The sequence below is a fragment of the Massilia cellulosiltytica genome (assembly GCF_047325105.1).
Lineage (GTDB): Bacteria > Pseudomonadota > Gammaproteobacteria > Burkholderiales > Burkholderiaceae_D > Telluria > Telluria orientalis.
The window spans coordinates 2,598,409-2,623,520 of record NZ_CP168562.1; the positions used below are offsets into that span (position 1 = coordinate 2,598,409).

Genomic DNA, 25,112 nt, shown 5'->3' on the forward strand with positions numbered 1-25,112 from the left:
TTCCCATGCGCGCCCTGGCCGACTTTTCCACCCGCGCGAAACTGATGGTCGGTTTCGGATTGATCGTCGTGGCGATGGCGCTGTCCAGCTTCTCGTCGTGGAACGGACTCGCGCGCCAGCGGGCGTTGCAGCAACGCCTGTACAACGACGACCTGGCGATCACGATGAAGGTGCTGGAGCTGCGCAGCGCCATCAACCGCGAACGCGTGGCGCTGCTGTCGACGCTGGTGGCGGGCAGCACCGTGCAGGCGGGGTTCGGCCGCCAGCTCGAAGCCGAGGAAGGTGCGATCCGGGCTCTGCTCGGCGACCTCGCCGCGCACAAGGACGCCGACCAGGCGTTTGCCGCGGACTACGCGCGTCTCGTCAACGCCTACCAGGAATACGGCGTCGTGCGCGACAACGACGTGCTGCCGCAGGTGCGGGCCGGACAGCGCTCGGCGGCAGGCGAAGCGGCGACCGGACGCCTGCAGAATACGTTCGACCGGCTCAGGACGGTCGCCGACGAGATCGCGGCGAAGCAGATGCAGGAAGCCCGGGCCCGGATGCGCGACGGCGAGGCGCTGGTGGAAACCGCGGGCGCGACGCTGATCATCCTGAACCTGGGGGTCGTCCTGCTGGCGTTCGCGAAGACGGTGTGGCTCAACCGCGCCATCGCCGTCCCGCTGCGCGAAGCGACCACCGTGGCCGCGCGCATCGCGGCGGGCGACCTGCGCGCCGACGTCCCGGCCGGCACGAGCCGCGACGAGGTCGGGCAGATGCTGCGCGCACTGGGCGACATGGTGCAGTCCTGGCGCACCGTCGCGGCCGAGACGACGCGCGGCGTCGCCACGTTGACGGGGGCCGCCGGAGAGATCCTGTCCAGCACCGCGCAGGCGGCGGCCAGCACGGCCGAGACCGCGGCCGCCGTCAGCCAGACCACTGCCACCGTCGAGGAGGTCAAGCAGACGTCGCTGCTGGCGTCCGAGAAGTCGCGCGCCGTGTCGGACGCGGCGCAGCAGGCTGCCCGCACGGCCGCGGAGGGCAAGCGCGCGCTGGATGACAGCATGAAGGGCATGGAATCGATCCAGGAAAAGATGGAGGCCATCGCGAGCACCGTCGTGCGCCTGTCCGAGCGCAGCCACGCGATCGGTGAGATCACGGCGACCGTCGCGGGCCTCGCCGAGCAGTCGAACCTGCTGGCTGTGAACGCGGCCATCGAGGCCGCCAAGGCCGGCGAGCATGGCCGCGGCTTCGCCGTGGTGGCGCAGGAAGTCAAGAGCCTCGCCGAGCAGTCGCGCCAGGCCACGCGCCAGGTGCGCGAGATCCTCGGCGAGATCCAGAAGAGCGTGGGCGCGGCCGTGATGATCACGGAGCAGGGCGCCAGGACGGTGGCGCAGGGTGTCGAGCGGGCCGCGCAGGCCGGCGACGCCATCCGCGGGCTGACGGACAACATGACGGAGGCGGCGCAGGCGGCGGTGCAGATCGCCGTCTCGAGCCAGCAGCAGCTGGCCGGCATGGACCAGGTGGTGCTGGCGATGGAGAACATCCAGCAGGCCAGCACGGAAAACGCCGCGGGCACGCGCCAGGCGGAGGCGTCCGCGCGCAACCTGCACGCGCTGGGGCAGTCGCTGCGCCAGACCGTGACCCGCTTCCAGTTCTGATCGCGCGATGACCGACGAAGCATTCCGGGAGCGGCTGCGCGCCATCTTCGGCGAAGAGGCGCGCGAGCACCTGGCCCAGATCGACGTGGGCCTGGTGGCGCTCGAACAGGCGGGCGGGGGCCAGCGCGACGCCCTGTTCGAACGCCTGCTGAAGGTGCTGCACACCCTCAAGGGCGCGGCGCGCACCGTCGACGAGATCGAGCTGGAGCGCCTGTGCCATGCGCTGGAAAGCATGCTGGGCGCGGCGCGCGCGGCGGGTTTGTCCGCGACGGCCGAACAGTTCGACCTGCTGCACAGGGCCGCCGCCGCCGCGCGCCAGGTCGTCGACGCGCCCGCCCTGCGCAGCCGCAAGGTGGCGGGCCTGCTGGCGGGGCAGCTCGAGACCGCCGCGGCCGAGCTGCCGGCGCAGGCGGCCGAGGCGCCGCTTCCCGACGAGGCGCCCGCGCCGGAAGGCCAAAATGAGCCGGACGCGCCGCCGGACGAGACGGAGCCGAACCGGACGGACGGGCGCATCCGGGTCGACGGCCGCTGCATCGATTCGATCCGCGCCCACGCGGAAGGCCTGCTGCCCGTCGAACTGAAGCTGCGCCACCACGTCGACGAATTGCGCGCTCTCGCGGCCGGGATCGCGACGCGGCGGCGCGAAGGCGTCGCCTCCTTCGACGCCGAAGGGGCGCGCCTCGAACTCGCGTGCGCCCAGCTGGCCACGGGGCTGGAAAACACGGGCAAGGAATTGCATGGCGTGCGCGCGCGCCTGTTCGAGGCCGTGCTGGAAACGGCGCTGGTGCCGGCCGCCGCCGCGTTCGGCGAGCTGCCCGCGCTCGTGCGCAACCTGGCGCGGGGCCGCGGCAAGCAGGTGCGGCTGGACACGCTGGGCGCCGACGTGGATCTCGACCGGCGCGTGCTGGGCGTCGTGCGTGAAGCGCTGATCCACCTCGTCACCAATGCCGTCGACCACGGCATCGAGACGCCCGACGAGCGCACGCGCGCGGGCAAGGATCCGTCCGGACGCATCGAGATCGCGGTGACGCAGCGCGACGCGCGCATGGTGTGCGTGTGCGTGCGCGACGACGGCGCCGGCATCGACGCGGACGCGGTCGCGCGCCGTGCCGGCGTGGACGCGGCGGAACTCGCGCAGATGAGCGAGCAGCAGCGCCTGCAGCTCGCCCTGAGGGCCGGCGTGTCGACCCGCACCGAGGTCACGTCCGTGTCGGGCCGCGGCGTGGGTCTCGCCATCGTGGCGGACAAGGTGGCGGCCAGCGGCGGCCAGCTGGTCGTGGGGACCGTGCCGGGCGCCGGCGCGTCGTTCGAACTGCTGCTGCCGGTGGGCGTGGCGAGCCTGCGCGCGCTCGTCGTGGAAGTGGCCGGCCACCGCTACGCGCTGCCGCTGGCCGGCCTGGAGGCCGTGCGCAGCGCGGCGCAGGCGGCCGTGCGCACCGTCGAGGGCCGCGAGACCGTGCTGGTGGGCGGGCGCGTGCTGCCGCTCGTGCGCCTCGCCGCGCTGTTCGGGACGGCGCGGCCCGGCAACGACGCCGACCAGGGCGTCGTGATCGCCGCGCAGGCGGGCGGCCAGGCGTTCGGCGTGCTCGTCGACGCCATTGTCGCCGAGCAGGACCTGCTGCCCAAGCCCATGGGGCCGCTGCTGCGGCGCGTGCGCTGGTTCAGCGGCGCGGCGCAGCTGGGCGACGGCACGCTTGCGCCCGTGATCGCGCTCGAGGATGCGGGCGCCGCTGCGCTCGCCGGGCGCGGGCTCGCGGGGGCCGCCGCGGCCGCCGCGCCGGCGCCGGCGGCGGGACCGCGCAAGGTGCTTGTCGTCGAGGATTCCGTCACGTCGCGCCTGCTGCTCAAGCACATCCTCGAAGGCGCCGGCTATGCGGTGGACACCGCCGTCGACGGCCTCGACGCGCAATCGCGGCTGCGCACGGGGCGCTACGACGTGGTCGTGAGCGACGTCGAGATGCCGAACATGGACGGGCTGGCGCTCACCGCCAGCATCCGGGCGACGCCGGCCACCGCCGAGCTGCCCGTGATCCTGGTGACGTCGCTGCAGACGCCCGAGCAGCGCGAGGCCGGCCTGCGCGTGGGCGCGGACGCGTATTTCACGAAGGGCAGTTTCGACCAGGACCGCCTGCTGGCGACGGTGCGCCGGGTGGCGGGGATGGAGGCATCATGATCCGGGTACTGGTGGTGGACGATTCGAATTCGGTGCGCGCACTGCTGATGCACATCCTCGGCACGGCCCCGGGCCTGGCGGTGGTCGGGTGCGCGGCGGACGGCGAGGAAGCGCTGAAGCTCGCGCGCGAGCTGCAGCCGGACGTGATCACGATGGACCTGCACATGCCGCGCATGGACGGCTTCGAAGCCATCCGCCGCATCATGCGCGAATGCCCCACGCGCATCGTCGTCGTCAGCGGCAGCGACGACCGGGCCGAGGTCGACGCCAGCTTCCGCGCGATCGAGGCGGGTGCGCTGGTGCTGGTGCGGCGTCCGCTCGGCATCGGCAACCCGGCGCATGCGGACAGCGCGCGCGACCTCGTGCGCACGGTGAAGGCGATGGCCGAGGTGCGCGTCGTGCGGCGCTGGAGCGATGCGCGGCGCGCGGCGCGTCCGTTGCAGGGGGCGCCGCGGCGCCTCGTGGCCGTCGGCGCGTCGACGGGCGGACCGACCGTGCTGCGCGACATCCTGGCCGAACTGCCGGCCGACTATCCGCTGCCGGTCGTGATCGTGCAGCATCTCGCGCCCGGCTTCATGGACGGCCTGGCGACGTGGCTGGGCGAGGCCAGCGGCTACCCGGTGGAGGTGTTGAGGGATGGCGCCCCGCTGGTCGGCGGGCGCGCCTGCCTCGTCCCGGAAGGCTGGCAGGCGACGCTGGGCCCGGGGCTCGTCGGCCGGCTCGTGCTGGCGCCGCCGGAACACGGCATGTGCCCATCCGTGTCGCACCTGTTCCGCGCCATCGATCCCGAACTGCGTCCGGCCACCGCCGCCGTCCTCCTGACCGGCATGGGCAAGGACGGCGCGGCCGAATTGAAGCTGTTGCGCGAGCACGGCGCGCTGACGATCGCGCAGGACCGCGCGAGCGCCGTCGTCTACGGCATGCCCGGCGAGGCGTTGCGGCTGGACGCCGCGATGCTGGTGCTCGAGCCCGCGGAAATCGGCAAGGTGCTGGCACGCTTGCCGGCCGAGCCGTTTCCGTCCTCCGTTTTTCCAACCCTTGGGGACCTTCCATGAGCACCTCTCCCGACAATGTCGTCGAACGCGGGACGGATACCGCGAACGACATCGAGATCCTGGTGGTGGAGGACAGCGCCACCCAGGCCCGCCAGCTGGCGCAGCTGCTCGAAACCGTGGGCTACCGCGTACGCATCGCGTCCGACGGCCGCGCGGGCCTGGAGGCGGCCCGACAGCGACCGCCGACGCTCATCGTCACCGACATCAACATGCCGCGCATGGACGGCTTCGAGATGTGCAAGGCGATCAAGCAGGACCCGCACGTGCGCGACGTGCCGGTGATCCTGCTCACATCCCTCTCCAGCCTGTACGACGTGATCAAGGGCCTGGACTGCGGCGCCGACAACTTCATCCGCAAGCCGTTCGAAGCGGACTACCTGCTGGGCCGCATCCGCTTCATCCTCGCCAACCGCGCGCTGCGCTCCAACGAGCGGGTGCAGCTGGGGATGAAGATCAACCTGGGCGGCCAGACCCATTTCATCACGGCGGAACGCCAGCAGATCTTCGACCTCCTGATCTCGACGTACGAGGAAGCGATCCACATGACGGAGCAGCTGCGCGCCCAGCAGGAGCGCATCGCCCATTCGTACCAGTCGCTGGAGGGGTTGTACCGGGTCGCGGAGGCGATCAATCCCGTGCTGTCGGAGCAGGACGTGGCCGAGCGCGCGCTCGACCGCGTGCTGGATCTGCCAGGCGTCACCGGCGCGACGATCCGGCTGCACGACCACGACGGCCGGCCCACGTTCGCCGTCGCGCGCGACGGCACCGGCGCGGTCATGGCGCCGTGCACCTGCGCCATGCCGGCGGGGCCGCAGCCGGCGGCCGTGATGCGGTCGACGTGCCGCGGCTTTCCCAGCCTGCGCGTCCCGCTGTCGACCGGCACGCGCAGCCGCGGCATGATGTGCCTGACCGTCGGCGACGGCCCGCTGGCCGAGGACGACCGCCAGGTGCTGGAGACCGTCGGCAGCCAGATCGCCGTCGCCGTCGAGCGCGCGCACCTGTACGGCAACATGGAGCGCCTGGTGGACGAACGCACGGCGGCGCTGGAATCGGAGCGTGCGCTGCTGGCGGCTGTGGTGAACCTGTCCGGGGCGCTGGTCTGCGTGGTGGACGGCGACGGCAGCATCCGGCTGTTCAATCCGGCCTGCGAGCAGACGTCGGGCTGGCGCGCGGAAGAGGTGCTGGGACGGCCGTTCCGCGACCTGTTCCGCCGCGCCGACAACGCGCCCGTGGAATTCAATGCGTCGCCCGCCGGGACTGTGCCCGTGCAGCAGACCGGCGAATGGGTCGCGCGCGACGGGTCCGTCCGCTCCGTGATCTGGTCGTCGACCATGCTGCCCCGCGCCGACGGCAGCGTGCAGTACGTCGTCACGGCGGGCATGGACGTGACGGAGCTGCGCCGCGCCGAAGAGAGCCTGCGCTATCTCTCCAACTTCGACCGCGAGACCGGCTTGCCGAACGACGTGCTGCTGCGCGACCGCGTGCGCCAGATGCAGGCCCGCGTCATCGACGGCAAGCCGCTGCTCGGCTACATGCTGCTGCGCCTGACGCGCCTGCAGGTGATCCGCGCCAGCGTCGGCGTGGAAGCCGAACAGGCGCTGCTGCGCCAGGCCGCGAGCCGCCTGGGCGAACTCCAGGACGCCGATCTCACGGTCGCGCGCACGGGCGAGCGCACGTTCACGCTCGCCGCGCTGCGTGCGAACGAGGCGGAGATGGCCACGCTGGCGCGCCTGGTGCTGGAGCGCATGGACCAGGCGTTCGTCCACGACGACGAGGACGTGCACCTGGACCCGTGCATCGGCATCGCCCTGTTCCCGAACGACGCCGACGACTACGACGGCCTCACGCAGGACGCCGAGGCGGCGCTGCAGCGCGCCCTGGCGAGCAAGGACGAGCGCTATGCGTTCTATCGGCCGGAACTCAACGACGGGGTGTACGAGCGCTACCGCTTCGAAAACGCGCTGCGGCGCGCGCTCGAACGCGACGAGCTGATCGTGTATTACCAGCCGCAGGCGAGCCTCGCCACGGGGCAGCTCATCGGCTTCGAGGCGCTGCTGCGCTGGCAGCATCCGGAACTGGGCCTGATCCCGCCGGGCCGCTTCATCGGCCTGGCGGAGGAGACGGGCATGGTCCTGCCCATCGGCGAGCGGGTGCTGCGGCTGGCCTGCGAACAGTCGATGGCCTGGCAGCGCGAGGGCCTGCGCGCCGTGCCGGTCTCGGTGAACCTGTCGGCGCGCCAGTTCTCGGAACGGATCGTCGACACGGTCGCGAAAACCCTCGCCGAGACGGGGCTGGAACCGAAGCTGCTGGAACTGGAGCTGACGGAAAGCGCGTCGATGGAAGACCCGCAGAAGACCGTCGACATCCTGTGCAAGCTGAAGGAAATGGGCGTGCGCCTGGCCATCGACGATTTCGGTACCGGGTATTCGAACCTGAATTACCTGAAGCGCTTCCCCGTCGACCGCCTGAAGCTCGACCAGTCGTTCGTGCGCGACCTGACGTCCGACCCGGACGACCTGGCGATCGCGCGCGCCGTGATCGCGATGGGGCACGGCCTGCGGCTGGACGTGATCGCCGAAGGCGTCGAGACGGAAGGGCAGCTGGCGCTGCTGGCGCAGCACGGCTGCGACGAGGTGCAGGGCTACCTGTTCGGCCGGCCCGCGGCGCCCGACGATTGCGGCCGTATGCTGCGCGAGGAAAAGGCGCTCGCGCTGGACAAGCTGCAGCCGCAGCCCTATCACCGCACCCTGCTGTACGTGGACGACGAGGTCAACCTGCTGGCCGCGATCCGGCGCGCCATGCGCCAGAGCGGCTACCGCGTGCTGGTGGCGAGCAGCGCGCGCGAGGCGTTCGAGATCCTCGCGACGACCGAGGTCGGGGTCATCGTGTGCGACCAGCGCATGCGCGGCATGAGCGGCACCGAATTCCTCGCGCGCGTGAAGCAGATGTATCCGCTCGCCGTGCGCATGGTGCTGTCGGGGTACACGGACCTGCAGTCGGTCACGGATGCGGTCAACCGGGGCGCGATCTTCAAGTTCCTGACGAAACCCTGGATCGACACGGAACTGGACGAGGCGGTGCGCGAGGCGTTCGCCGAATTCGAGGCGAAACGGCTGCACGGGAACCCGTGAAGGAGGCTCTGCTATCGCGCTTTTGGATACCGGCCCGGCCCATTTCATATAGCTGGGCGGGGGGAGGCTGGCTCATACTTGGGGTTTCCCTTCTCATAACCATAACGACGAGACCATGACGCTTCTTCCCCGTTCCCTCACCATCGTTGCCCTCGGCGTCGCCCTGCTATGCGGCGGCGCGCATGCTGCCGACGTCCGCGAACGCCAGTCGTTCGACGCCGGCTGGCGCTTCACGAAAGGCGATCCGGCCGGCAGCGCGGCACCGGACGCCGCCTCCCAGCCGGCCTTCGACGACGCCGCGTGGCGCAAGCTCGACCTGCCGCACGACTGGGGCGTCGAAGGGCCGTTCAAGCAGGAATACCCGGGCGAGACGGGCAAGCTGCCGTGGTGGGGCGTCGGCTGGTACCGCAAGCACTTCACCTTGCCCGCCGGCGACGCGGGCCGCCGCGTCTACCTGGACATCGACGGCGCCATGTCGCACGCGAAGGTCTGGGTGAACGGTCAATACGTGGGCGGGTGGCCGTACGGCTATGCGTCGTGGCGCGTGGACCTGACGCCGTACGCGAAGCCGGGCAGCGACAACGTCGTGGCGATCCGGCTGGACAATCCCGAGAAGTCCTCGCGCTGGTATCCGGGCGGCGGCATCTACCGCCACGTCTGGCTCGTCAAGACGACGCCCGTGCACGTGGCCCAGTACGGGACGTTCGTGACGACGCCGCAGGTGTCGAAGGCGCAAGCCACCGTCTCCGTGCAGGCGACGGTGGAAAGCAACGGCCGCGCGGCGCAGGTGCAGGTCGCGACGGAGATCTACACGCTCGACGCGGCCGGCAAGCGCGGCGCCGCGCCGGTCGCGCGCCAGGCCGCCACGAAGGTCACCAAGGTGGAGGCGGATCGCCAGGCCCAGCTCACGCAGACGCTGACGGTGCCGCAGCCGAAGCTGTGGAGCATCGCGAGCCCGCAGCGCTACGTGGCCGTCACCACCGTCACGGAAAACGGCCAGGTGACGGACGTGGTCGAGACGCCGTTCGGCATCCGCAGCGCCGTGTTCGACGCGAACAACGGCTTCCTGCTGAACGGCCAGCGCGTGCCGCTGAACGGCGTGTGCATGCACCACGACCTGGGCGCGCTGGGCAGCGCGATCAACGAGCGCGCCCTCGAACGCCAGCTGGAACTGCTGCGCGAGATGGGCACGAACGCGATCCGCACGAGCCACAACCCGCCGGCGCCGGAGCTGCTGGACCTCGCCGACCGCATGGGCTTCGTCGTGCTGGACGAGGCGTTCGACATGTGGCACGAACAGAAGACGCCGAATGACTACCACACGTCGTTCGACGAATGGCACGAGAAGGACCTGCGCGCCCAGATCCGGCGCGACCGCAACCACCCGAGCGTGATCGCCTGGAGCACCGGCAACGAGATCCCGGAGCAGGGCAAGCCGGAAGGCTGGAAGCTGGCCGCGCACCTGGCCGAGATCGCGCGCGGCGAAGACCGCACGCGCCCCGTCACGTCCGCGTACAACCACACGGATTCCGGCTATAACGGCTTCCAGAACGTGGTCGACATCTTCGGCTACAACTACAAGCCGGGCGAGTACGGCAAGATGCATGCGTCCGCGCCCTACCTGCCGATCTACGGCAGCGAGACCGCGTCGACGGTCAGCTCGCGCGGCGAGTACTTCTTCCCGGTCAGCGACGACAAATCGAAAGGCGCCGCCAACTTCCAGGTCAGCAGCTACGACCTGACGGCGCCGCCGTGGGCGACGTCGCCGGACGTCGAATTCAAGGGCCAGGACGACAATCCGTTCGTGGCGGGCGAATTCGTGTGGACCGGCTTCGACTACCTGGGCGAGCCGACGCCGTACAACGACGACACGACGAACCTGCTGAACTTCACCGATCCCGCCCAGCAGACGCGCGCCGCGCAGGAACTGGCGACGCTGAAGAAGATCGCGATGCCGTCGCGCAGTTCGTACTTCGGCATCATCGACCTGGCCGGCTTCAAGAAAGACCGCTTCTGGCTGTACCAGGCCCGCTGGCGTCCGGACCTGCCGATGGCGCACCTGCTGCCGCACTGGAACTGGCCGGAACGCGTGGGCCAGGTGACGCCGGTGCATTTGTACACATCCGGCGACGAGGCGGAGCTGTTCCTGAACGGCAAATCGCTGGGACGCAAGAAGCGCGGCCCGCGCGACTACCGCCTGCGCTGGGACGACGTCGTCTACCAGCCCGGCACCTTGAAAGCCGTCGTCTACAAGAAGGGCAAGCGCTGGGCCGAGGACACCGTCGCGACGACGGGCGCGCCCGCGAAGCTGCTCGTGTCGGCCGACCGTGCGAAGCTGCGCGCGGACGGGAAGGACTTGTCGTTCGTGACGGTCACGATCGCCGACAAGGACGGCCGTCCGGTACCGCGCACGCATGACCGCATCACCTTCAAACTGTCCGGGCCGGGCGCGATCGTCGCGACGGACAATGGCGACGCGACCGACCTGGAAGCGTTCCAGTCGCTGCAGCGCAAGGCGTTCAACGGCCTGGCGCTGGCCATCGTGAAGACGAAGGCGGGCGAAGCCGGCAAGCTGACCCTGACGGCCAGCGCCGACGGGCTCGAAGGCGCGCAGGTGACGCTGGACACCCAGGCGCAGTAAGGCCGACTGTTGTAATCAGGCGATAGCGACCGAAACTCTTGCATGCAAGAGTTTCAAGAAAGCCCCCACGCTCGGCGTTTCCTCCGGATAATGGAAATTCCGTAGATACGCCGAGCCAACGCCATGGAATTTGAAGTTTTCGAATCGCTATCGTCGAGCCCCGCGCCGGCCGAAGCCGCGTCGCCTCTGGTCCGGCTGCAATACCTGATCGACAACACGCCGGCGATCATCTACACCACCGTGCCCAGCGGCGATTTCAAGATGACGTTCGTGAGCAACAATGCCTACAACGTCCTCGGCTACCGGCCGGAAGAGATGCTGGCCGATCCGAACTTCTGGTTCGACCATCTCCACCCGGACGACGCCCCGACCATCTTTTCCAGCCTGGCCCAGCTGTTCGTGGAAGGCGAGCGCACCTACGAATACCGGTTCCGCACCGCGAGCGGCGAGTTCGTGTGGATGCACGACCGCCTGCGCCTGATCCGCGACGAGCACGGCACGCCGGTGGAAGTCATCGGCTCGCTGACGGACATCACCTCGCGCAAGAACATGGAGCAGAAACAGCAGCAGCTGATCGCCCGCCTGAGCGAGGCGCACGAGCAGCTGCTGCAGTCGGAAAAGATGGCGTCGATCGGCCAGCTGGCGGCCGGCGTCGCGCACGAGATCAACAACCCGATCGGCTTCGTCAACTCCAATATGGGAACGTTGGGGCACTACGTGGACACGCTGCTGAACGTGGTGGACGCGTACGGCGAGGCGGTGCAGAAGGCGGCGCCCGGCTCGGCGCTGACGGCGCAGATCGAGGCGATCAACCGCGAGGCCGACCTCGGCTACCTGAAGGACGACATCGCCGACCTCGTGAGCGAGTCGATGGACGGCCTGAAGCGCGTGAAGGACATCGTCCAGGCGCTGAAGGATTTTTCGCACGTCGGCCAGAACGACTGGCAGTACGCCGACGTGCACGCGGGCCTCGACACCACGCTCAACATCGTCGCCAACGAGATCAAGTACAAGGCGACGGTCGAGAAGCACTACGGCAAGCTCCCGGAAATCAAGTGCCTGGCCTCGCAGCTGAACCAGGTGTTCATGAACCTGCTCGTGAATGCCGCCCAGGCCATCAAGAGCAAGGGCGTGATCACGATCGCCACCGGGGCGAGCGAGGGCTGGGTGTGGGTGAAGATCAGCGACAACGGTTGCGGCATCCCGCCGGACAACCTGAAACGCATCTTCGAACCGTTCTTCACCACCAAGCCGGTGGGCAGCGGGACGGGCCTCGGCCTGTCGCTGTCGTACAGCATCGTCAACAAGCACGGCGGGCGTATCGACGTGGCCTCGAAGCCGGACGTCGGCACCGTCTTCACGATCAAGCTGCCGGTGGTGCCGCCGGCGTCCTGACGCTCATTCCTCGTGCAGGGTGATCGCCTGCTTTTCCTTTTCCGGCTTGTCCAGCCAGCGCCGGTGCAACGCCCGCTCGATGGGCTTGCCGCACACGAACAGGAGGAACACGAGGACGAGGGCGATCGCGGCGATCTGCCAGGAGCCCATGCCGCACAGGATGCCGAGGATGGCCGTGATCCAGATCGACGCGGCCGTCGTCAGGCCCCGCACGCGGTCGCTGCCGTTGTCGCGGATGATCACGCCCGAGCCGAGGAAGCCGATGCCCGTCACCAGTCCCTGGATCACGCGGCTGACGGCTGACGCATCGGCCTGGCCGTCGCCCGTGAGGAAATTGGCGCCCGCCAGGGTCAGCACGCAGGCGCCCAGGCACACGAGTCCCAGGGTGCGGATGCCGGTGGGCTTGCCGTGCAGATTGCGGTCCAGGCCGATCAGGCCGCCGACGAGGACCGAGACCGTCAGGCGCAACAGGATGTCGAGGTAGTCCATGCGTCGGGTTGTTGTCGAGAGGACACTATCCTACCATCCGGACGGCACCGATGCAGGCAGGCTTATAGATCTGATAAATGCTGTTAAAACATTCGTAATTTCAAGCATTCGGGGCTGGAAAACTGTCTCGTTCCCGTCCAAAAAGCTTGGTTTCGTCGCGTTTTAACGACCACATCTCGCGAGGTTGCGCTAATATTGACGCGCGGAAACTTTCACCCAATGTTTATGAAAACACGTTCCCTGACCACCCGGCGCGAACGCGGCTTCACGCTGATCGAGATCCTCGTCGTCGTCGCGATCGTCGGCATCCTCAGCGCCATCGCCGTCCCGACCTATCGCGACTACGTGATACGGGCGCGCCTGACCGAAGCGTTCTCGGGCCTCGGCAGTGTGCAGATCGCCGCAGAGGATTACTGGAACAACGGCAGTCCCCACACGTACGCCGGCTTCGACCGGCTGCCGCCGAACAGTAGCAGCTTCACGTTCGCGCTGAGCGGCGCGACCGCTTCCGCCTACACCGTGACGGCGACGGGCGCCGGTCCGGTGGCGGGCTTCGTCTACACGATCGACCAGAACGGCAACCGCGCGACGACGGCCGCGCCGACCGGCTGGGGTACGAGCACGGCGTGCTGGATCGACCGCAAGGGTGGCCAGTGCACCCAGTGACGCTCCAGCCGACGGCGCACGGCTTCACGCTGATCGAGGCCGTGGTGGTCGTCGCCATCATGGGCATCGTGCTCGCGGTCGGCTTGCCGTCCATGTCGGACTGGCTGTTGGGCCGCAAGGCGCTGGCGGCCGCCGTGTTTTACCAGGACGGCTTCACGCTCGCGCGCAACACGGCGATCGCGCACAACAGCCACAGCCGCCTCGTGCTGACCGAAAACGCCGCCAACGGCAAGATGGACTGGCGTGTCGACATCTGCTTCCCGACGTCCGGCACGCCGTGCAACGACGTGACGGGCGGCTGGTCGACCGCCGCCGCGGCGGCGGACGGCGATCCCGATCCGAACCCTGTGTTCCGCTCGATCACACGTAGCGCCCAGGCCATGCCGGGCGAAAGCGACCTCGCGCAGGCCGTGAGCCCGTCCGGCGCCACCGAAGTCTATTTCACGCCGCTGGGCTGGGTCGATACGGCCGTCGCGCCGCACCTTGCCCGCATCGACATGGCGCCGTCGCTCACGCGCGCGCACGCCTTCGCGCCCCTGGCCGTCGTGTTGACGCTGGCCGGCATCGCGTCCATCTGCGACCCGGCCGCGCCGGCGCACGACGTCCGCGGGTGCCCACCGTGATCGCGCGCCGCCAGCAGGGCATGGCCCTGATCGAATCGATCGTCGCCGCCGTGTTGCTGGCGGTCGGCCTGCTCGGTGTCGTCGGCATGCAGGCGCGGTCGATGGGCGCGCTTGCAGACACCGGCATGCGCGCCGAGGCGACCATCGCGGCCGACCGGCTGATCGGCATGATGGCCGTCGACCTGCCGAACGTGGGCGCGTACGCGCTGGCGGCGGGTGCGACGCCGAACGCCCGTCTGCAGCCTTGGTACGACGACACGCGTGCGCGTATCCCGAACGCGCAGGTGGTGATCGCCGTGACGCCCGCGGCCGGGCGCACGCGCGTGGCGATCACGATTTCCTGGACTCGCAAGACCGGATCGGCGCAGAACGCGCACCGGGTCGTGTCCTACCTGGCGGCGGCGACATGATGCGCGCGCCATCCCGCCGGGCACCTGGCTTCTCGCTCGTCGAGTTGATGGTCAGCCTGGCCATCGGCCTGCTGGCACTCCTGTTTGCGCTGCGCATGGTGGGTGGCGCCGAACAGACGCGCCGCTCCGCGCTGGGGGGCTCGGACGAAATGCAGAACGGCATGGTCGCGCTGTTCTCGCTCGCTAACGACGCAGGTAGTGCCGGTTATGGCCTCAACGATCCCATCATCGCCGGCTGCAACACGCAGTTCAGCGACACGGCGGGATACCAACTGGCGCCCGCGACGCGCGGCACGACGACCGTGACGCCGCTTGCGCCCGTCGTGATCGAGTCGCACGGTGCGGACCCGGACCGGATCTCCTTCTATGCCGGCACGTCGGTCGGTGGCACGCCCACGCTGCGTCTGACCAGCGATGCGGCCGCCGGCGCATCGCAGCTCGACGTGGACCGCATCGTGTACGGCTTCAGCCAGGGCGACGTGCTCGTCGTCGCGCCCGAGCAGCCGGGTGGCGACTGCCGTCTCGTCCAGCGTTCCGACAATGACCAGACGGCCACGCGTGTCGTGCTGGCGTCCGGCGGCGGCATGCGCTTCAACGACAGTACGTCGACGGCCACGTTCAAGGGCTACGCCGCGCGCGTGTTCGATCTCGGGCCGGCGGCGAACCTGGCATTCCGCTCATGGTCGGTGGCGGACGGGTACCTGCAGCTGCAGGCGGCGGCGCCGGTGGACGCGGCGGGTCAGGCGTCCACCGTGGCCGAGGACATCGTCTCCATCAAGGCCCAGTACGGCATCGACACCCGCACGGGCAGCGCGTTCCTGCCGCAGAACGGCCTGCAGGTGAACCGCTGGTCGGCCACGATGATCGATGCGGACGGCTCGGGCACGGTGGGCGACGCGGGCGACTGGCAGCACATCGCCGCAGTGCGCCTGGCAGTCGTGGCGCGCAGCAAGGCCGTCGAGCACCCGGCCGCCGGCGCCGCCTGCACGACCACGGCGGCGCAGCCGGTCGTATTTTCGAGCGACGCGCCCACCGGCGTGGCCAGCGTGCCCGTCACGGTGAATGTCGCCGTGACCGGCGATCCGCTCGATTGGCGCTGCTACCGCTACCGCGTGTTCGAGACCGTGGCCACGCTGCGCAATGCGGGATGGAGACCGAATCCATGACGACCCGGCCGAAGCTGCGCACCGAGGGCATGGCGCTGCCTGTCGTGCTGATCATCCTCGCCGTGATGCTGCTGGGGAGCGTGTACCTGCTCCGCTCCGTCAACTCCACCGCGCTCACGACCGGCAATCTCGCCTACGACACCACCCTGAGCCGCGAAGCCGACCTGGGCCTGCACACGGGCTTCGCCTGGCTGAGCCAGACCGCGCAGACCAACAAGGCGGCGCTGAACCAGGACGACGCGGCCAATGGCTACGTGGCCACGTGGGACGTCGCCAGCCAGGCGCGCGACGCCGCGTTCTGGAACGGCAGCCGCACGATCACCGGCGACGACGGCACGAGCATCGAATACGTGATCCACCGCCTGTGCGCGTCGACCGGCGCGTACAGCGGCACGAACCGCTGCATGCAGACCGCCGCCAATACGGCGACGGCGGGCAGCACGGTGGCGATGGGCGACAGCCTGGCCTCCGACGCGCCGTCGTACGCGGGTACGCCCCAACTGCATTACGTGATCACGGCACGCATCACCGGCGGCCGCGGAGCCAACGTGACCAACCAGATGATCGTCCTGATCGGCGCCTGATCCTACCATCATGAACAAACTCCTCGTCATCCTGGGCTTCGTTGCCCTGACGCTGGCCGGCACCGCCGGCGCGGCCGTGACCAGCATTGCCCAGCTTCCGCTCCTCAACGTCGACGGCACCGGTAACGTCAAGCCGAACCTGATGCTGCTGTACGATAATTCGGGCTCGATGGCGAGCGCCTTCACGCCGGACTACATCGACGACAGCACGACGTGCCGCTCGCGCGCGCTGATGACGGGCGGGACCCGCGGCTGCACGGTCGGGCACCCGCCGTTCAACAGCGCGGACTTCAACCGTCAATACTACGACCCGAAGGTGCGCTACACGCCGCCGGTGCGCGCGGACGGCACCTCGTACACATCGATGACGCGCAGCGCGACTACCGACTGGACGTCGGTGACGACCGACGGCTTCGGCGTGAACCGGCGCGACCTGCTGGGCAATAGCGCCACCAGCACGAACCTCGCGACCGGATTCCCCGACCTGCGCTGGTGCGACTCGAACAGTGCCAACTGCGTCTACAACTCGGCCACCTACACCTATCCGAACGACGTGCGCTATACCGCGAAGGCGTATACGACGAACCCCTACTACTATACGATCAACGTGGCCGAGTACTGCACGACCGCCGCGCTGACGACGTGCGTGACGACCGCGGTGGGCGCACCGGCACCCAACGGTTATCCGTTCCCGGCCAAGGTGCGCTGGTGCGACAGCACCACGCTCACCAACTGCCAGGCGAAATACGTCGGCAACTTCAAATACCCGCGTTTCTCGAATCCGAACGGCGGCGTGGTCGCCGCGTACGGCACGATCACGATCGGCACGTCGGCCTCGAACGGCGCCATCACGATCAATGGCGTGTCGGTCGCCGAGTCGGGCGGCAACGTCGTCATCACGAACAACGCGGTGACTGCCGCGACGGGCACCAACACGGTCGGCAAGCAGCAGACGGTAGCGACCGCGCTCGCCGCGTCGATCATCGCGAAAACGGGGCTGACGAACCAGTACCTCGCCTGCGTGCGCACGCCGGCGTCGGGCTACAGCGTGCCGGCCTGCTCGACCTACGGCATCACGCTCGGCACCGACAACGTTGTGGCCGTGATCCCGATCGACTGCGCCAGCGGCACGAGCGGCAAAACCATGGGCGTCTGCTCGGTCCTGACGGACAGCAGCCGTTCCGGCTGGGCCATCGCGGTGGACGCGCCGGCGGCCATCGTCCAGGCCGCGCAGCCGGCAACCGCGCTCATCACGGTGTCCGGCACGGCCAGCAATAGCAAGAACGCCGGCAGCCGCACCGTGCTTGCCGGCGGCACGAAGCTGGGTAGCAAGACCATCATCGCATCGGACATCACGTTCAGCAAAGGGGCGGCCAATACCGCGGTCGCTTCGGCCATCGCGGCTGCGATCGGCACGCAGGGCACCATCACGGCTTACGCCGGCGGAAGCGCCGTCACGACGGCGTGCGCGGGCAAGGGCGCCGCCACGGTCTGCGTGGCCGACACGGGCGCCAGCGCGGGCGGTGCCGCGATCACGATGGGGGCGCTCACCAACAACGGCGGCAACATCAGCTTCGCGCTGACGCCGGCGTCGGCGCCCGTGCCCGCCGTGTACGACACGATGCCGGTAACGACGACACCGCTGGGCAGCGGGGCGGCCGTATTCGTGCGCACGGACATCGTGCCCACCGTGACGAGCTACCCGAAGGCGGCCGGCCGCACCGACTGCGCCGGCGACACCTGTACCTACGACGAGGAGATGACGAACTTCGCCAACTGGTATGCCTACTACAAGACGCGCAACCAGATGATGAAAACCGCCGTCGGCCTCGCGTTCCAGGCGTTGACGTCGAACTACAATGTCGGCATCGTCTCGCTGTCCACCGCCGCGGCCGAGGGCACGATGACGGCGCCCCAGCAGTTCACGGGTGGCGCGCGCACGACCTGGTACTCGACGCTGTACGCGATGGACGGCAGCCAGTCGACGCCACTGCGCCCCGCGCTGCACGCGATCGGCAAGTTGTACGCCAACCTGAGCCCCTACGTGGCGGCGGCGGGCTCGGAAGTGGTGCAGTACCCGTGCCAGCAGAATTTCACGTTCATCACGACCGACGGCTATTGGAACGGCGGGGCGGCGTCCACGGTCGTCAACAACGATAATGTCGAAAGCACGACACGCTTCTGCACGCGCGGCAGCGGCTGCTACGATCCGAGCGCCCAGAGCTACAACTCGCTGGCCGACGTCGCGCTGTACTGGTACAACGGCGGCTCGAACACGGCCTCGTCGTCGTTGCGCTCGGCGCTGGAAGACTGGACCAAACCGGGTCTCGTACCCGCGCAAACGGGAGAAAACAGCCGCCTGCACATGAATACCTATGCGCTCGGCCTGGGCGTGGACGGCGTCATGAACTACGAGCCGAAGTACGATTCGGCGCCGGTGCCGGGCGGCGATTTCTACAACCTGATTACCGGCGCGGCGACCGGCTGCCCGTGGAACGGCAACGGCGCTTACGTCTGGCCGGATCCGAAGACGAGCGATTCCAGCGGCTCGGCGGCCTACCAGTCGCGCGTGGACGACCTGTGGCATGCCGCCATCAACGGTCATGGTCATTACTTCAGCGCGTCCGACCCGACCCAGGTGGTGCAGGGCCTGTCCTCGGCACTGTCGGCCATCCAGGTGCGCATCGGAGCGGCGTCGGCCGCCGCGACGTCCACGCCGAACATCTCGCAGCAGGACAACGATATCTTCTCCTCCACGTTCACGACCGTGCGCTGGTACGGCGAACTGTCGGACCGCAAGATCGATCCCGTCACCGGCGCGGTCTCGACGACGGCCGCGTGGACGTCGTCGGACACGGTCGGCCGCCTCGTCGGAGACAGCAGCGACTCGCGCACGATCTGGATGCAGGATACGGTGAACGGCGGCCTCAAGTCGTTCACGTACGCGAACCTGACGGCGACCGAGAAAGCATGGTTCGATAACAAGTGCACGGCGCTGGCCCAGTGCGCCAGCCTGTCGGCGACCGACCGCGCCACCGTCAACGCCGGCGCCAACATCGTCGACTGGCTGCGCGGGCAGCAGCAGTACGCGGACGGCACGGTCCTGCGCGCCTATACCCGTACCGACCACAATCCGCCCGGGTTGACGACCACGATTCCGATCGTGCTGGGCGATATCGCGTCCTCGAAGCCTGCCTACCTGCGCGATCCGCGCAAGGCCTATTCGATCGCGGGCTATGCCGATTACAAGGCCGTCAACGCGACGCGCTCCCCGACCGTGTTCGTGGCCGCGAACGATGGGATGCTGCACGCCTTCGATGCGGCGTCAGGCTCCGAACTGTGGGCCTACGCGCCGCGCATCACGATGAAGAAGCTGTACCTGCAGGCCGGCACGACCTACGGCACCAACCACCAGTTCACGACGGACGGCGCACCCGAGGTGGCCGACGTCAAGATCGACGGCACGTGGCGCGCCGTGCTGGTGGCCGGCCTGAACGCGGGCGGCCGCGGCTACTACGCGCTGGATGTCACCGATCCCGCGCATCCGCGCGCACTTTGGGAACTGTGCGCCGATCCGGCGGTGTGCAGCGGTACCGCATACGACGCCGACATCGGTCTCACGTTCGGCAACCCGCAGTTCGGCACGTGGAAGGACAGCGGCGGGACCGAGCACTGGGTCGTGTTCCTCACGTCCGGCTACAACAACGTGCCCGGCACCGACGGCGTGAACGGCGGCACCGGCGCGGGCTACCTGTACGTGGTCGACGCCGCCACGGGCCAGGTCCTGAACAAGTCCAGTACGGCCAATGGCGACACGACGACGCCTTCCGGCTTTGCCCGCATCACGGCCATTACCGCGAATCCGCTGACGGATCCGCTCGTGACCTATGTGTACGGGGGCGACAACCAGGGCAGGATGTACCGCTTCGACTACACCGCCGGCGGTGCGCCCGTGGTCGTGCAGATGGCGGATGCGGGCAGCACGCAGCCGGTGACCACGCGGCCGGAGATCACGCAATGCCGGGCGAACGGCACGGATGCGCAGGGCAACGCGACGACGGCCGTGCGCACGATGGTCGTGTACGGGACAGGGCGGTTGCTGGACCTGCCGGACATCGCGAATACCGACACGCAGAGCGTCTATGTGCTGAAGGACACCGGTGCCGGCATTCCGGCCGTGGACTGGCGCACGGCCGCGAAGATGGCCCGGATGCGCCTGTCGAAAAGCACGGCCGGCGGCGGTGACACATACGCCATCAGTGGCACGACCGTGAATTGGGGGACCCAGGCAGGCTGGTACATGGACCTGGACCAGAACAGCGGCGAGCGCGTCAACCTGGACCCGAAAGTCGTTTCCGGCACGCTCAACGTGGTGGCCAACCTGCCGACGTCGTCGTCCGCCTGTTCGGTCGGCGGTACGAGCAATCTGTACCAGCTCGACGTCTGCACGGCGCAGCCGTTGCTGGTCGATTCCAGCAACCAGCCCATCGTGGGCCGCACGTTGTCGAACACGTCGGCGGCGGTCGGCTTCATCATCGTGCGTCTGCCGAACGGCGCGCTGAAGCTGATCGCGACGACTGCGGACGGCAAGAACACGCCGTTCGATCTGCCGGCCGCCACGGCCCAAGCCGCGCGCAAGGCCGGCTGGCGGCGCGTGCGCGACTGAGCGCGTTACGGCAGCGCGGGGGCGGCGTCCAGCGCCGACAGCGTTTGCGTGGCGCTTCCGCCCGCATCTTCCACGCGCAGGCGCACGGGCAGCCAGTTTCGCTCCGGCGCGAGCCAGATGTCCAGCCGTGCCATGCCGGGAGCGGCCAGTTCCGCCAGATGCCAGGCCGCGAGCGTACCGATGCCAGTCGCGACATCTTCCCGGCCCAGCACCTTGAACCGCGCGATGCGCAGGTCGCGCGCGCCCGCCACGACGACGTCGAGCGTGTCGTGAACCTGGTCCGGTTCCGCGAGGCCGATGCCGACGAGCTGCATCAGCACCGATGCGCGGTCCTGGATGCCGACGTTGTCCGGACTTTCGGCGCCGGTTGCGCGGAACAGCACGCGGTGGCCGTCGGCATCGAATTCCGTTAGGAGTGGACCGGCGTCCCCGTCCTCGCGCGCAAGCCGCGGTGCGATACCGGCGTCGCCGCTCGCGCCCTCGCTGTGCAGGCGTCCGAGGACGCCGTCCAGGTCGAGTACGTAACGGTCGCCGTTCGTGCGCCAGGTCAGGCGCGCCGGGACGGCCGGCGCCGGGATGCCGCCCGCCGGCTGGCGTACGAGGTCGTAGGTGAGCTGGACGGGAGCGGGCAGGCGGACGCGGTAACGGCCCGGCATCTGCAGCAGCGGCGGCCCGGCGTCGGACGGCGCGGCGGATACCGTGCCCGGCGCATCCGGGGCTGGACGTAGCGCGTCGGCGGGTGGTGGCACGGGCGTGGCTGCCGACGGCTGGACGGGTCGCGGCCGTGCCGGTGCTGCGACGGCTGCCGGTACGGCGGCGGACGGGGAAGTCGGCGCGGCCAGGGCTGGGACCGGGACCGGAGCAGCCGGCGCGAGCCTTACGCTGAGTCCGCTTTCAGCCGCCGCCGGCGTGGCAGGGAACGGTCCGGTACCGCGCTCGGCGAGCAACCGCAGCACTGCGAGGTGCGCTGCCGCGGAACACGCGCACAAGACCAGCAAACGCCGGTGCCGGGACAGGAAGGCAAGCTTCATGCCGCTAGTGTAGCAGTGCGCTGGCGGCCTTCCTCAACCCGTCTTCTCGACTGCCTTGACCATGCACTTCGACAGCTTGTCGAAGTGCGCCAGCGCCGCCTGCGTGAGCGTCACCTGCTTGCGCCTCGTGTCCTCGGTGTCGGTCAGCATGATCCAGCCCTTCTCGCGCATCGACGTCAGGCGGCTGTGGACGGTGGCCGGTGCACCGAGTTCCTTCTTGGCCATCATGTCGCGCACGCACAGGCGTTCGCCCTCCTGCATGGCGCGCGCGACGGTGCCGAGGATGCGTTCCTCCAGCGGGTCGAGCGAGGGCAGGGTCGGCAACCCGCGCAAGGCTTCCGCGAGTTGCAGAAAGCGCAGATAGATGTCAGCGGGACGGGTCGATTTGCTCATGCGCAGATTATAATGCGATAGCCACGCGAACTCCATCACCTACAAACCTTCATGTCATTCCGTTTAACTCCTGGTAACCATGCTGGACCGGGCGTATCCGACCGCGCCGGCGTCGCCTGCGCGAGCGTCGTCGGCTCGGTGGTGTTCTACCTGCTGCTGGCGCGGTTGCAGGATTGGGTGTTCCCCAACGTCGAGTTCATGCGCGGGGTCGGCTGGATCTACCTGCCGGCGGGCGCACGGCTGCTGTGCCCGTTGCTGCTGGGCTTGCCCGGCGCCGTCGGCGTCCTCGTGGGGTCGTGGTGCGAATGCTTCTTCCACCTGTATCCGGACGATCCCATGCGCTCCTTTGCCGGCGGCATCAGCTCGGCGCTCGCGCCCTACCTGGTGTATTTGTTCGCGCTGCGGGTGCTGGGCATGCAGGCATCGCTGGCCAACCTGACGTCGCGCCGCCTGCTGCTGCTCGTACCGCTGTTCGGCGTGGCCAGCCCGCTGATGCACCATCTGTGGTTCTGGATGCATGGCGACCACGTCGACCTGGCGCAGGGCTTTGCCGTCATGGCGGCCGGCGACATGCTGGGCGCGCTCGTGGTCCTGTACGCGCTGAAGGGCATGCTGGGGCTGCTGCCGGCGCCGGCGCCCCGCCGCAAGGATCTTTAATGACGCTGCGGACATGATTACGCCGCAGATTCATGAATCCCATTCATAAGGTCAAGCAATCCCGGCCGGTCCCACACGGCAGGTTTGCCGTTACCATCGTCGGCCTGCGATGCAAACGACAACCTTACGAAAGGATCATCCATGACCGTCAAGGCCTATGGCGCCCATGCCGCCGACAAACCGCTCGAATCCCTGGACATCACCCGCCGCGCGCCGGGTCCGCACGACGTGCAGATCGAGATCGCCTATTGCGGCGTGTGCCACTCCGACCTGCACACGGTGAAGGCCGAGTGGGCCGGCACCCTGTACCCGTGCGTGCCGGGCCACGAGATCGTCGGCCGGGTCTCCGCCGTCGGCGCCCACGTGAAGGGTTACAAGGAAGGTGACCTGGTCGGCGTCGGCTGCATGGTCGACAGCTGCCGGCACTGCGCGGACTGCGAGGACGGCCTCGAAAACTACTGCGACAGCATGGTCGGCACCTACAACGGCCCGACCGCGGACGCCCCCGGCCACACGCTGGGCGGCTACGCCGAGCGCATCGTCGTGCACGAGCGCTACGTGTTGCGCGTGCGCCATCCGGAAGCGCAGCTCGCGGCCGTGGCGCCGCTGCTGTGCGCCGGCATCACGACGTACTCGCCGCTGCGCCACTGGAACGCGGGCCCGGGCAAGACGGTGGGCGTCGTCGGCATCGGCGGCCTTGGCCACATGGGCATCAAGCTGGCCCGCGCGATGGGCGCGCGCGTCGTCGCCTTTACGACGTCCGAGTCGAAGCGCGCCGACGCCGAGGCGCTGGGCGCGCACGAGGTGGTCGTGTCGCGCGACGCCGATGCGATGGCCGCGCGGGCGAAAAGCCTGGACCTGATCGTCAATACGGTCGCCGCGCCGCACGACCTGGACGCCTACCTGAACCTGCTGAAACGCGACGGCACGATGGTGCTGGTCGGCGCGCCCGCGACGCCGCATCCGTCGCCGCAGGTGTTCAACCTGATCACGAAGCGCCGCGCGCTGGCCGGCTCGATGATCGGCGGGATCCCGGAAACGCAGGAGATGCTGGACTTCTGCGCGCAGCACGGCATCGTCGCGGACATCGAGATGATCCGGGCCGACGAGATCAACGCCGCGTACGAACGCATGCTCAAGGGCGACGTGAAGTACCGCTTCGTGATCGACAACGCGACTTTGGCGGCCTGATGCAGCCTCAGGTCTCGCCGCTCCCGAACGGCGCGACGCAGGACGCGTCCGCCGCATGGGGCCCCGTGTTCGCACTCGCCCTGGCCGCGTTCGCGCTCGTCGCGTCCGAGTTCATGCCCGTCAGCCTGCTGAGCCCCATCGCTTCCGACCTGCGCATCAGCGAAGGCCAGGCCGGGCAGGCGATCGCCGTCTCCGGTGCGTTCGCCCTCGTCACGAGCCTGTGCGTCGCGCGCCTGGCCGGACGCCTCGACCGCAAGGTGCTGCTGCTCGGCCTCACGTTGATGATGATCGTGTCCGGCACCATCGCCGCATTCGCGCCGAACTACGCCGTGTTCATGGCGGGGCGGGCGTGCACCGGCGTGGCGATCGGCGGGTTCTGGTCGATGTCGGCGGCGACCGCGATGCGGCTCGTGCCCGACCGCCTCGTGCCGCGCGCGCTGGCCATCGTCAACGGCGGTAACGCGCTGGCGACCGTCGTCGCGGCGCCGGCCGGCAGCTTCCTCGGCGCGCTGGTCGGCTGGCGCGGCGCGTTCTTCGCGATCGTGCCTGTTGCGGCGCTGGCGTTCGCGTGGAAGTTCGTGAGCCTGCCCGCTTTGCCCCCGGCATCCGACACCACATCCGGCAGCGTGTTCGCGCTGCTGAAACGCCCGGCCGTCGCGTACGGCATGGCGGGCGTCAGCCTGTTCTTCATGGGGCAGTTCGCGCTGTTCACGTATCTGCGGCCGTTCCTCGAAACGGTCACGCACGCGAGCGTGACGACGCTGACCGGCATGTTGCTGGCGATCGGGATCGCGGGCTTCCTCGGCACGACGTGCATCGGCGCGGTCCTCGACCACCACCTGTACCGCACGCTGACCGTCATCCCGCTCGTGATGGCCGTGCTGGCCGGCGCGCTGGTGGCGTTCGGCGGGTCGACGGCCATCGTCGCCGTGCTGCTCGCCGTGTGGGGCTTCGTCGCGACGGCGGCGCCGGTCGGCTGGTGGACGTGGCTCGCGCGCACCTTGCCGGACGATGCGGAGGCGGGCGGGGGCCTGATCGTGGCCGTCGTCCAGCTGGCGATCGGCCTCGGTGCCACGTTGGGCGGCGTGCTGTTCGACGCCTGGGGCTTCCGCGCGACGTTCGGGTTGGCCGCGCTGCTGCTCGTCATCGCCGCGGCGCTGGCCCGCAAGGCCGCGCGCGCACAGGTTTAAGTTTAGAATCG

Annotated in this window: 18 protein-coding genes; 15 read left to right on the plus strand and 3 right to left on the minus strand. The window is 69.1% G+C overall.

The window, feature by feature from the left end; all coding sequences use genetic code 11:
- The first annotated feature begins 5 nt into the window (after positions 1 to 5).
- The 6 genes from ACEN9H_RS11490 to ACEN9H_RS11515 all read left to right on the plus strand — a co-directional run bounded on the left by ACEN9H_RS11490 (position 6) and on the right by ACEN9H_RS11515 (position 12,035).
- Entirely contained in the window at positions 6 to 1,640 is a 1,635-nt protein-coding gene (locus ACEN9H_RS11490; RefSeq protein ID WP_413674838.1) for a methyl-accepting chemotaxis protein, read from the plus strand.
- Between the two features lie 7 nt (positions 1,641 to 1,647).
- Positions 1,648 to 3,813, plus strand: coding sequence for a response regulator (locus tag ACEN9H_RS11495; protein WP_413674839.1), 2,166 nt, complete (start codon positions 1,648 to 1,650; stop codon positions 3,811 to 3,813).
- A complete protein-coding gene (locus ACEN9H_RS11500) occupies positions 3,810 to 4,868 on the plus strand; it encodes a chemotaxis protein CheB (protein WP_082577349.1) in 1,059 nt (352 codons plus the stop codon). Before ACEN9H_RS11495 ends, ACEN9H_RS11500 begins: the two co-directional genes overlap by 4 nt.
- Complete coding sequence (locus ACEN9H_RS11505; RefSeq protein WP_413674840.1) at positions 4,865 to 7,999, plus strand: EAL domain-containing protein; 3,135 nt, start codon at positions 4,865 to 4,867, stop codon at positions 7,997 to 7,999. The genes ACEN9H_RS11500 and ACEN9H_RS11505 overlap by 4 nt, the downstream gene beginning before the upstream one ends.
- Before the next feature lie 115 nt (positions 8,000 to 8,114).
- Positions 8,115 to 10,640 carry a beta-galactosidase GalB gene (gene galB, locus ACEN9H_RS11510; protein ID WP_413674841.1) on the plus strand — a complete coding sequence of 842 codons (2,526 nt, stop codon included), beginning with the start codon at positions 8,115 to 8,117 and terminating at the stop codon, positions 10,638 to 10,640.
- A 123-nt stretch (positions 10,641 to 10,763) separates the two neighbouring features.
- The gene (locus ACEN9H_RS11515; protein ID WP_413674842.1) at positions 10,764 to 12,035 is read left to right on the plus strand and encodes an ATP-binding protein; all 1,272 of its coding nucleotides are present in this window, start codon (positions 10,764 to 10,766) and stop codon (positions 12,033 to 12,035) included.
- 3 nt (positions 12,036 to 12,038) lie between these two features.
- Here the strand turns inward: ACEN9H_RS11515 and ACEN9H_RS11520 are convergent, their stop codons facing one another.
- Positions 12,039 to 12,524, minus strand: coding sequence for an MgtC/SapB family protein (locus ACEN9H_RS11520; protein WP_056329278.1), 486 nt, complete (start codon positions 12,522 to 12,524; stop codon positions 12,039 to 12,041).
- A 225-nt stretch (positions 12,525 to 12,749) separates the two neighbouring features.
- On the opposite strand from ACEN9H_RS11520, the gene ACEN9H_RS11525 reads away from it, so the two are divergent.
- The 6 genes from ACEN9H_RS11525 to ACEN9H_RS11550 are packed head-to-tail and all read left to right on the plus strand — an operon-like array spanning position 12,750 to position 20,639.
- Positions 12,750 to 13,190: a type IV pilin protein gene (locus tag ACEN9H_RS11525; RefSeq protein WP_413674843.1), complete on the plus strand. Its 441-nt coding sequence runs from the start codon at positions 12,750 to 12,752 to the stop codon at positions 13,188 to 13,190.
- Positions 13,187 to 13,813 (plus strand): Tfp pilus assembly protein FimT/FimU, encoded by a 627-nt coding sequence (locus ACEN9H_RS11530; RefSeq protein ID WP_413674844.1) that lies wholly within the window; start codon positions 13,187 to 13,189, stop codon positions 13,811 to 13,813. The genes ACEN9H_RS11525 and ACEN9H_RS11530 overlap by 4 nt, the downstream gene beginning before the upstream one ends.
- Complete coding sequence (locus ACEN9H_RS11535) at positions 13,801 to 14,223, plus strand: prepilin-type N-terminal cleavage/methylation domain-containing protein (RefSeq protein ID WP_371766717.1); 423 nt, start codon at positions 13,801 to 13,803, stop codon at positions 14,221 to 14,223. Before ACEN9H_RS11530 ends, ACEN9H_RS11535 begins: the two co-directional genes overlap by 13 nt.
- A complete protein-coding gene (locus ACEN9H_RS11540) occupies positions 14,223 to 15,389 on the plus strand; it encodes a PilW family protein (protein ID WP_413674845.1) in 1,167 nt (388 codons plus the stop codon). The genes ACEN9H_RS11535 and ACEN9H_RS11540 overlap by 1 nt, the downstream gene beginning before the upstream one ends.
- Positions 15,386 to 15,973, plus strand: a complete 588-nt coding sequence (locus ACEN9H_RS11545) for a hypothetical protein (protein ID WP_413674846.1) — start codon at positions 15,386 to 15,388, stop codon at positions 15,971 to 15,973. The genes ACEN9H_RS11540 and ACEN9H_RS11545 overlap by 4 nt, the downstream gene beginning before the upstream one ends.
- Positions 15,974 to 15,983: 10 nt before the next feature.
- Positions 15,984 to 20,639: a pilus assembly protein gene (locus ACEN9H_RS11550; protein ID WP_413674847.1), complete on the plus strand. Its 4,656-nt coding sequence runs from the start codon at positions 15,984 to 15,986 to the stop codon at positions 20,637 to 20,639.
- A 5-nt stretch (positions 20,640 to 20,644) separates the two neighbouring features.
- Here the strand turns inward: ACEN9H_RS11550 and ACEN9H_RS11555 are convergent, their stop codons facing one another.
- Together ACEN9H_RS11555 and ACEN9H_RS11560 are read right to left on the minus strand one after the other, a co-directional pair.
- The gene (locus tag ACEN9H_RS11555) at positions 20,645 to 21,388 is read right to left on the minus strand and encodes a DUF3108 domain-containing protein (RefSeq protein WP_413674848.1); all 744 of its coding nucleotides are present in this window, start codon (positions 21,386 to 21,388) and stop codon (positions 20,645 to 20,647) included.
- 315 nt (positions 21,389 to 21,703) lie between these two features.
- Positions 21,704 to 22,063 (minus strand): winged helix-turn-helix domain-containing protein, encoded by a 360-nt coding sequence (locus ACEN9H_RS11560; protein ID WP_413674849.1) that lies wholly within the window; start codon positions 22,061 to 22,063, stop codon positions 21,704 to 21,706.
- Positions 22,064 to 22,114: 51 nt separating this feature from the next.
- On the opposite strand from ACEN9H_RS11560, the gene ACEN9H_RS11565 reads away from it, so the two are divergent.
- The 3 genes from ACEN9H_RS11565 to ACEN9H_RS11575 all read left to right on the plus strand — a co-directional run bounded on the left by ACEN9H_RS11565 (position 22,115) and on the right by ACEN9H_RS11575 (position 25,101).
- Positions 22,115 to 22,720, plus strand: a complete 606-nt coding sequence (locus tag ACEN9H_RS11565) for a hypothetical protein (RefSeq protein WP_413674850.1) — start codon at positions 22,115 to 22,117, stop codon at positions 22,718 to 22,720.
- 141 nt (positions 22,721 to 22,861) lie between these two features.
- Entirely contained in the window at positions 22,862 to 23,911 is a 1,050-nt protein-coding gene (locus ACEN9H_RS11570) for an NAD(P)-dependent alcohol dehydrogenase (RefSeq protein ID WP_413674851.1), read from the plus strand.
- Complete coding sequence (locus ACEN9H_RS11575) at positions 23,911 to 25,101, plus strand: MFS transporter (RefSeq protein WP_413674852.1); 1,191 nt, start codon at positions 23,911 to 23,913, stop codon at positions 25,099 to 25,101. The genes ACEN9H_RS11570 and ACEN9H_RS11575 overlap by 1 nt, the downstream gene beginning before the upstream one ends.
- Positions 25,102 to 25,112 lie beyond the last annotated feature (11 nt).

Coding starts and splice junctions, on each gene's coding strand:
- ACEN9H_RS11490 (WP_413674838.1), top strand. CDS start 6: ATGCGCGCCCTGGCCGACTTTTCCACCCGCGCGAAACTGATGGTCGGT.
- ACEN9H_RS11495 (WP_413674839.1), top strand. CDS start 1,648: ATGACCGACGAAGCATTCCGGGAGCGGCTGCGCGCCATCTTCGGCGAA.
- ACEN9H_RS11500 (WP_082577349.1), top strand. CDS start 3,810: ATGATCCGGGTACTGGTGGTGGACGATTCGAATTCGGTGCGCGCACTG.
- ACEN9H_RS11505 (WP_413674840.1), top strand. CDS start 4,865: ATGAGCACCTCTCCCGACAATGTCGTCGAACGCGGGACGGATACCGCG.
- galB (WP_413674841.1), top strand. CDS start 8,115: ATGACGCTTCTTCCCCGTTCCCTCACCATCGTTGCCCTCGGCGTCGCC.
- ACEN9H_RS11515 (WP_413674842.1), top strand. CDS start 10,764: ATGGAATTTGAAGTTTTCGAATCGCTATCGTCGAGCCCCGCGCCGGCC.
- ACEN9H_RS11520 (WP_056329278.1), bottom strand. CDS start 12,524: ATGGACTACCTCGACATCCTGTTGCGCCTGACGGTCTCGGTCCTCGTC.
- ACEN9H_RS11525 (WP_413674843.1), top strand. CDS start 12,750: ATGAAAACACGTTCCCTGACCACCCGGCGCGAACGCGGCTTCACGCTG.
- ACEN9H_RS11540 (WP_413674845.1), top strand. CDS start 14,223: ATGCGCGCGCCATCCCGCCGGGCACCTGGCTTCTCGCTCGTCGAGTTG.
- ACEN9H_RS11545 (WP_413674846.1), top strand. CDS start 15,386: ATGACGACCCGGCCGAAGCTGCGCACCGAGGGCATGGCGCTGCCTGTC.
- ACEN9H_RS11550 (WP_413674847.1), top strand. CDS start 15,984: ATGAACAAACTCCTCGTCATCCTGGGCTTCGTTGCCCTGACGCTGGCC.
- ACEN9H_RS11560 (WP_413674849.1), bottom strand. CDS start 22,063: ATGAGCAAATCGACCCGTCCCGCTGACATCTATCTGCGCTTTCTGCAA.
- ACEN9H_RS11565 (WP_413674850.1), top strand. CDS start 22,115: ATGTCATTCCGTTTAACTCCTGGTAACCATGCTGGACCGGGCGTATCC.
- ACEN9H_RS11570 (WP_413674851.1), top strand. CDS start 22,862: ATGACCGTCAAGGCCTATGGCGCCCATGCCGCCGACAAACCGCTCGAA.
- ACEN9H_RS11575 (WP_413674852.1), top strand. CDS start 23,911: ATGCAGCCTCAGGTCTCGCCGCTCCCGAACGGCGCGACGCAGGACGCG.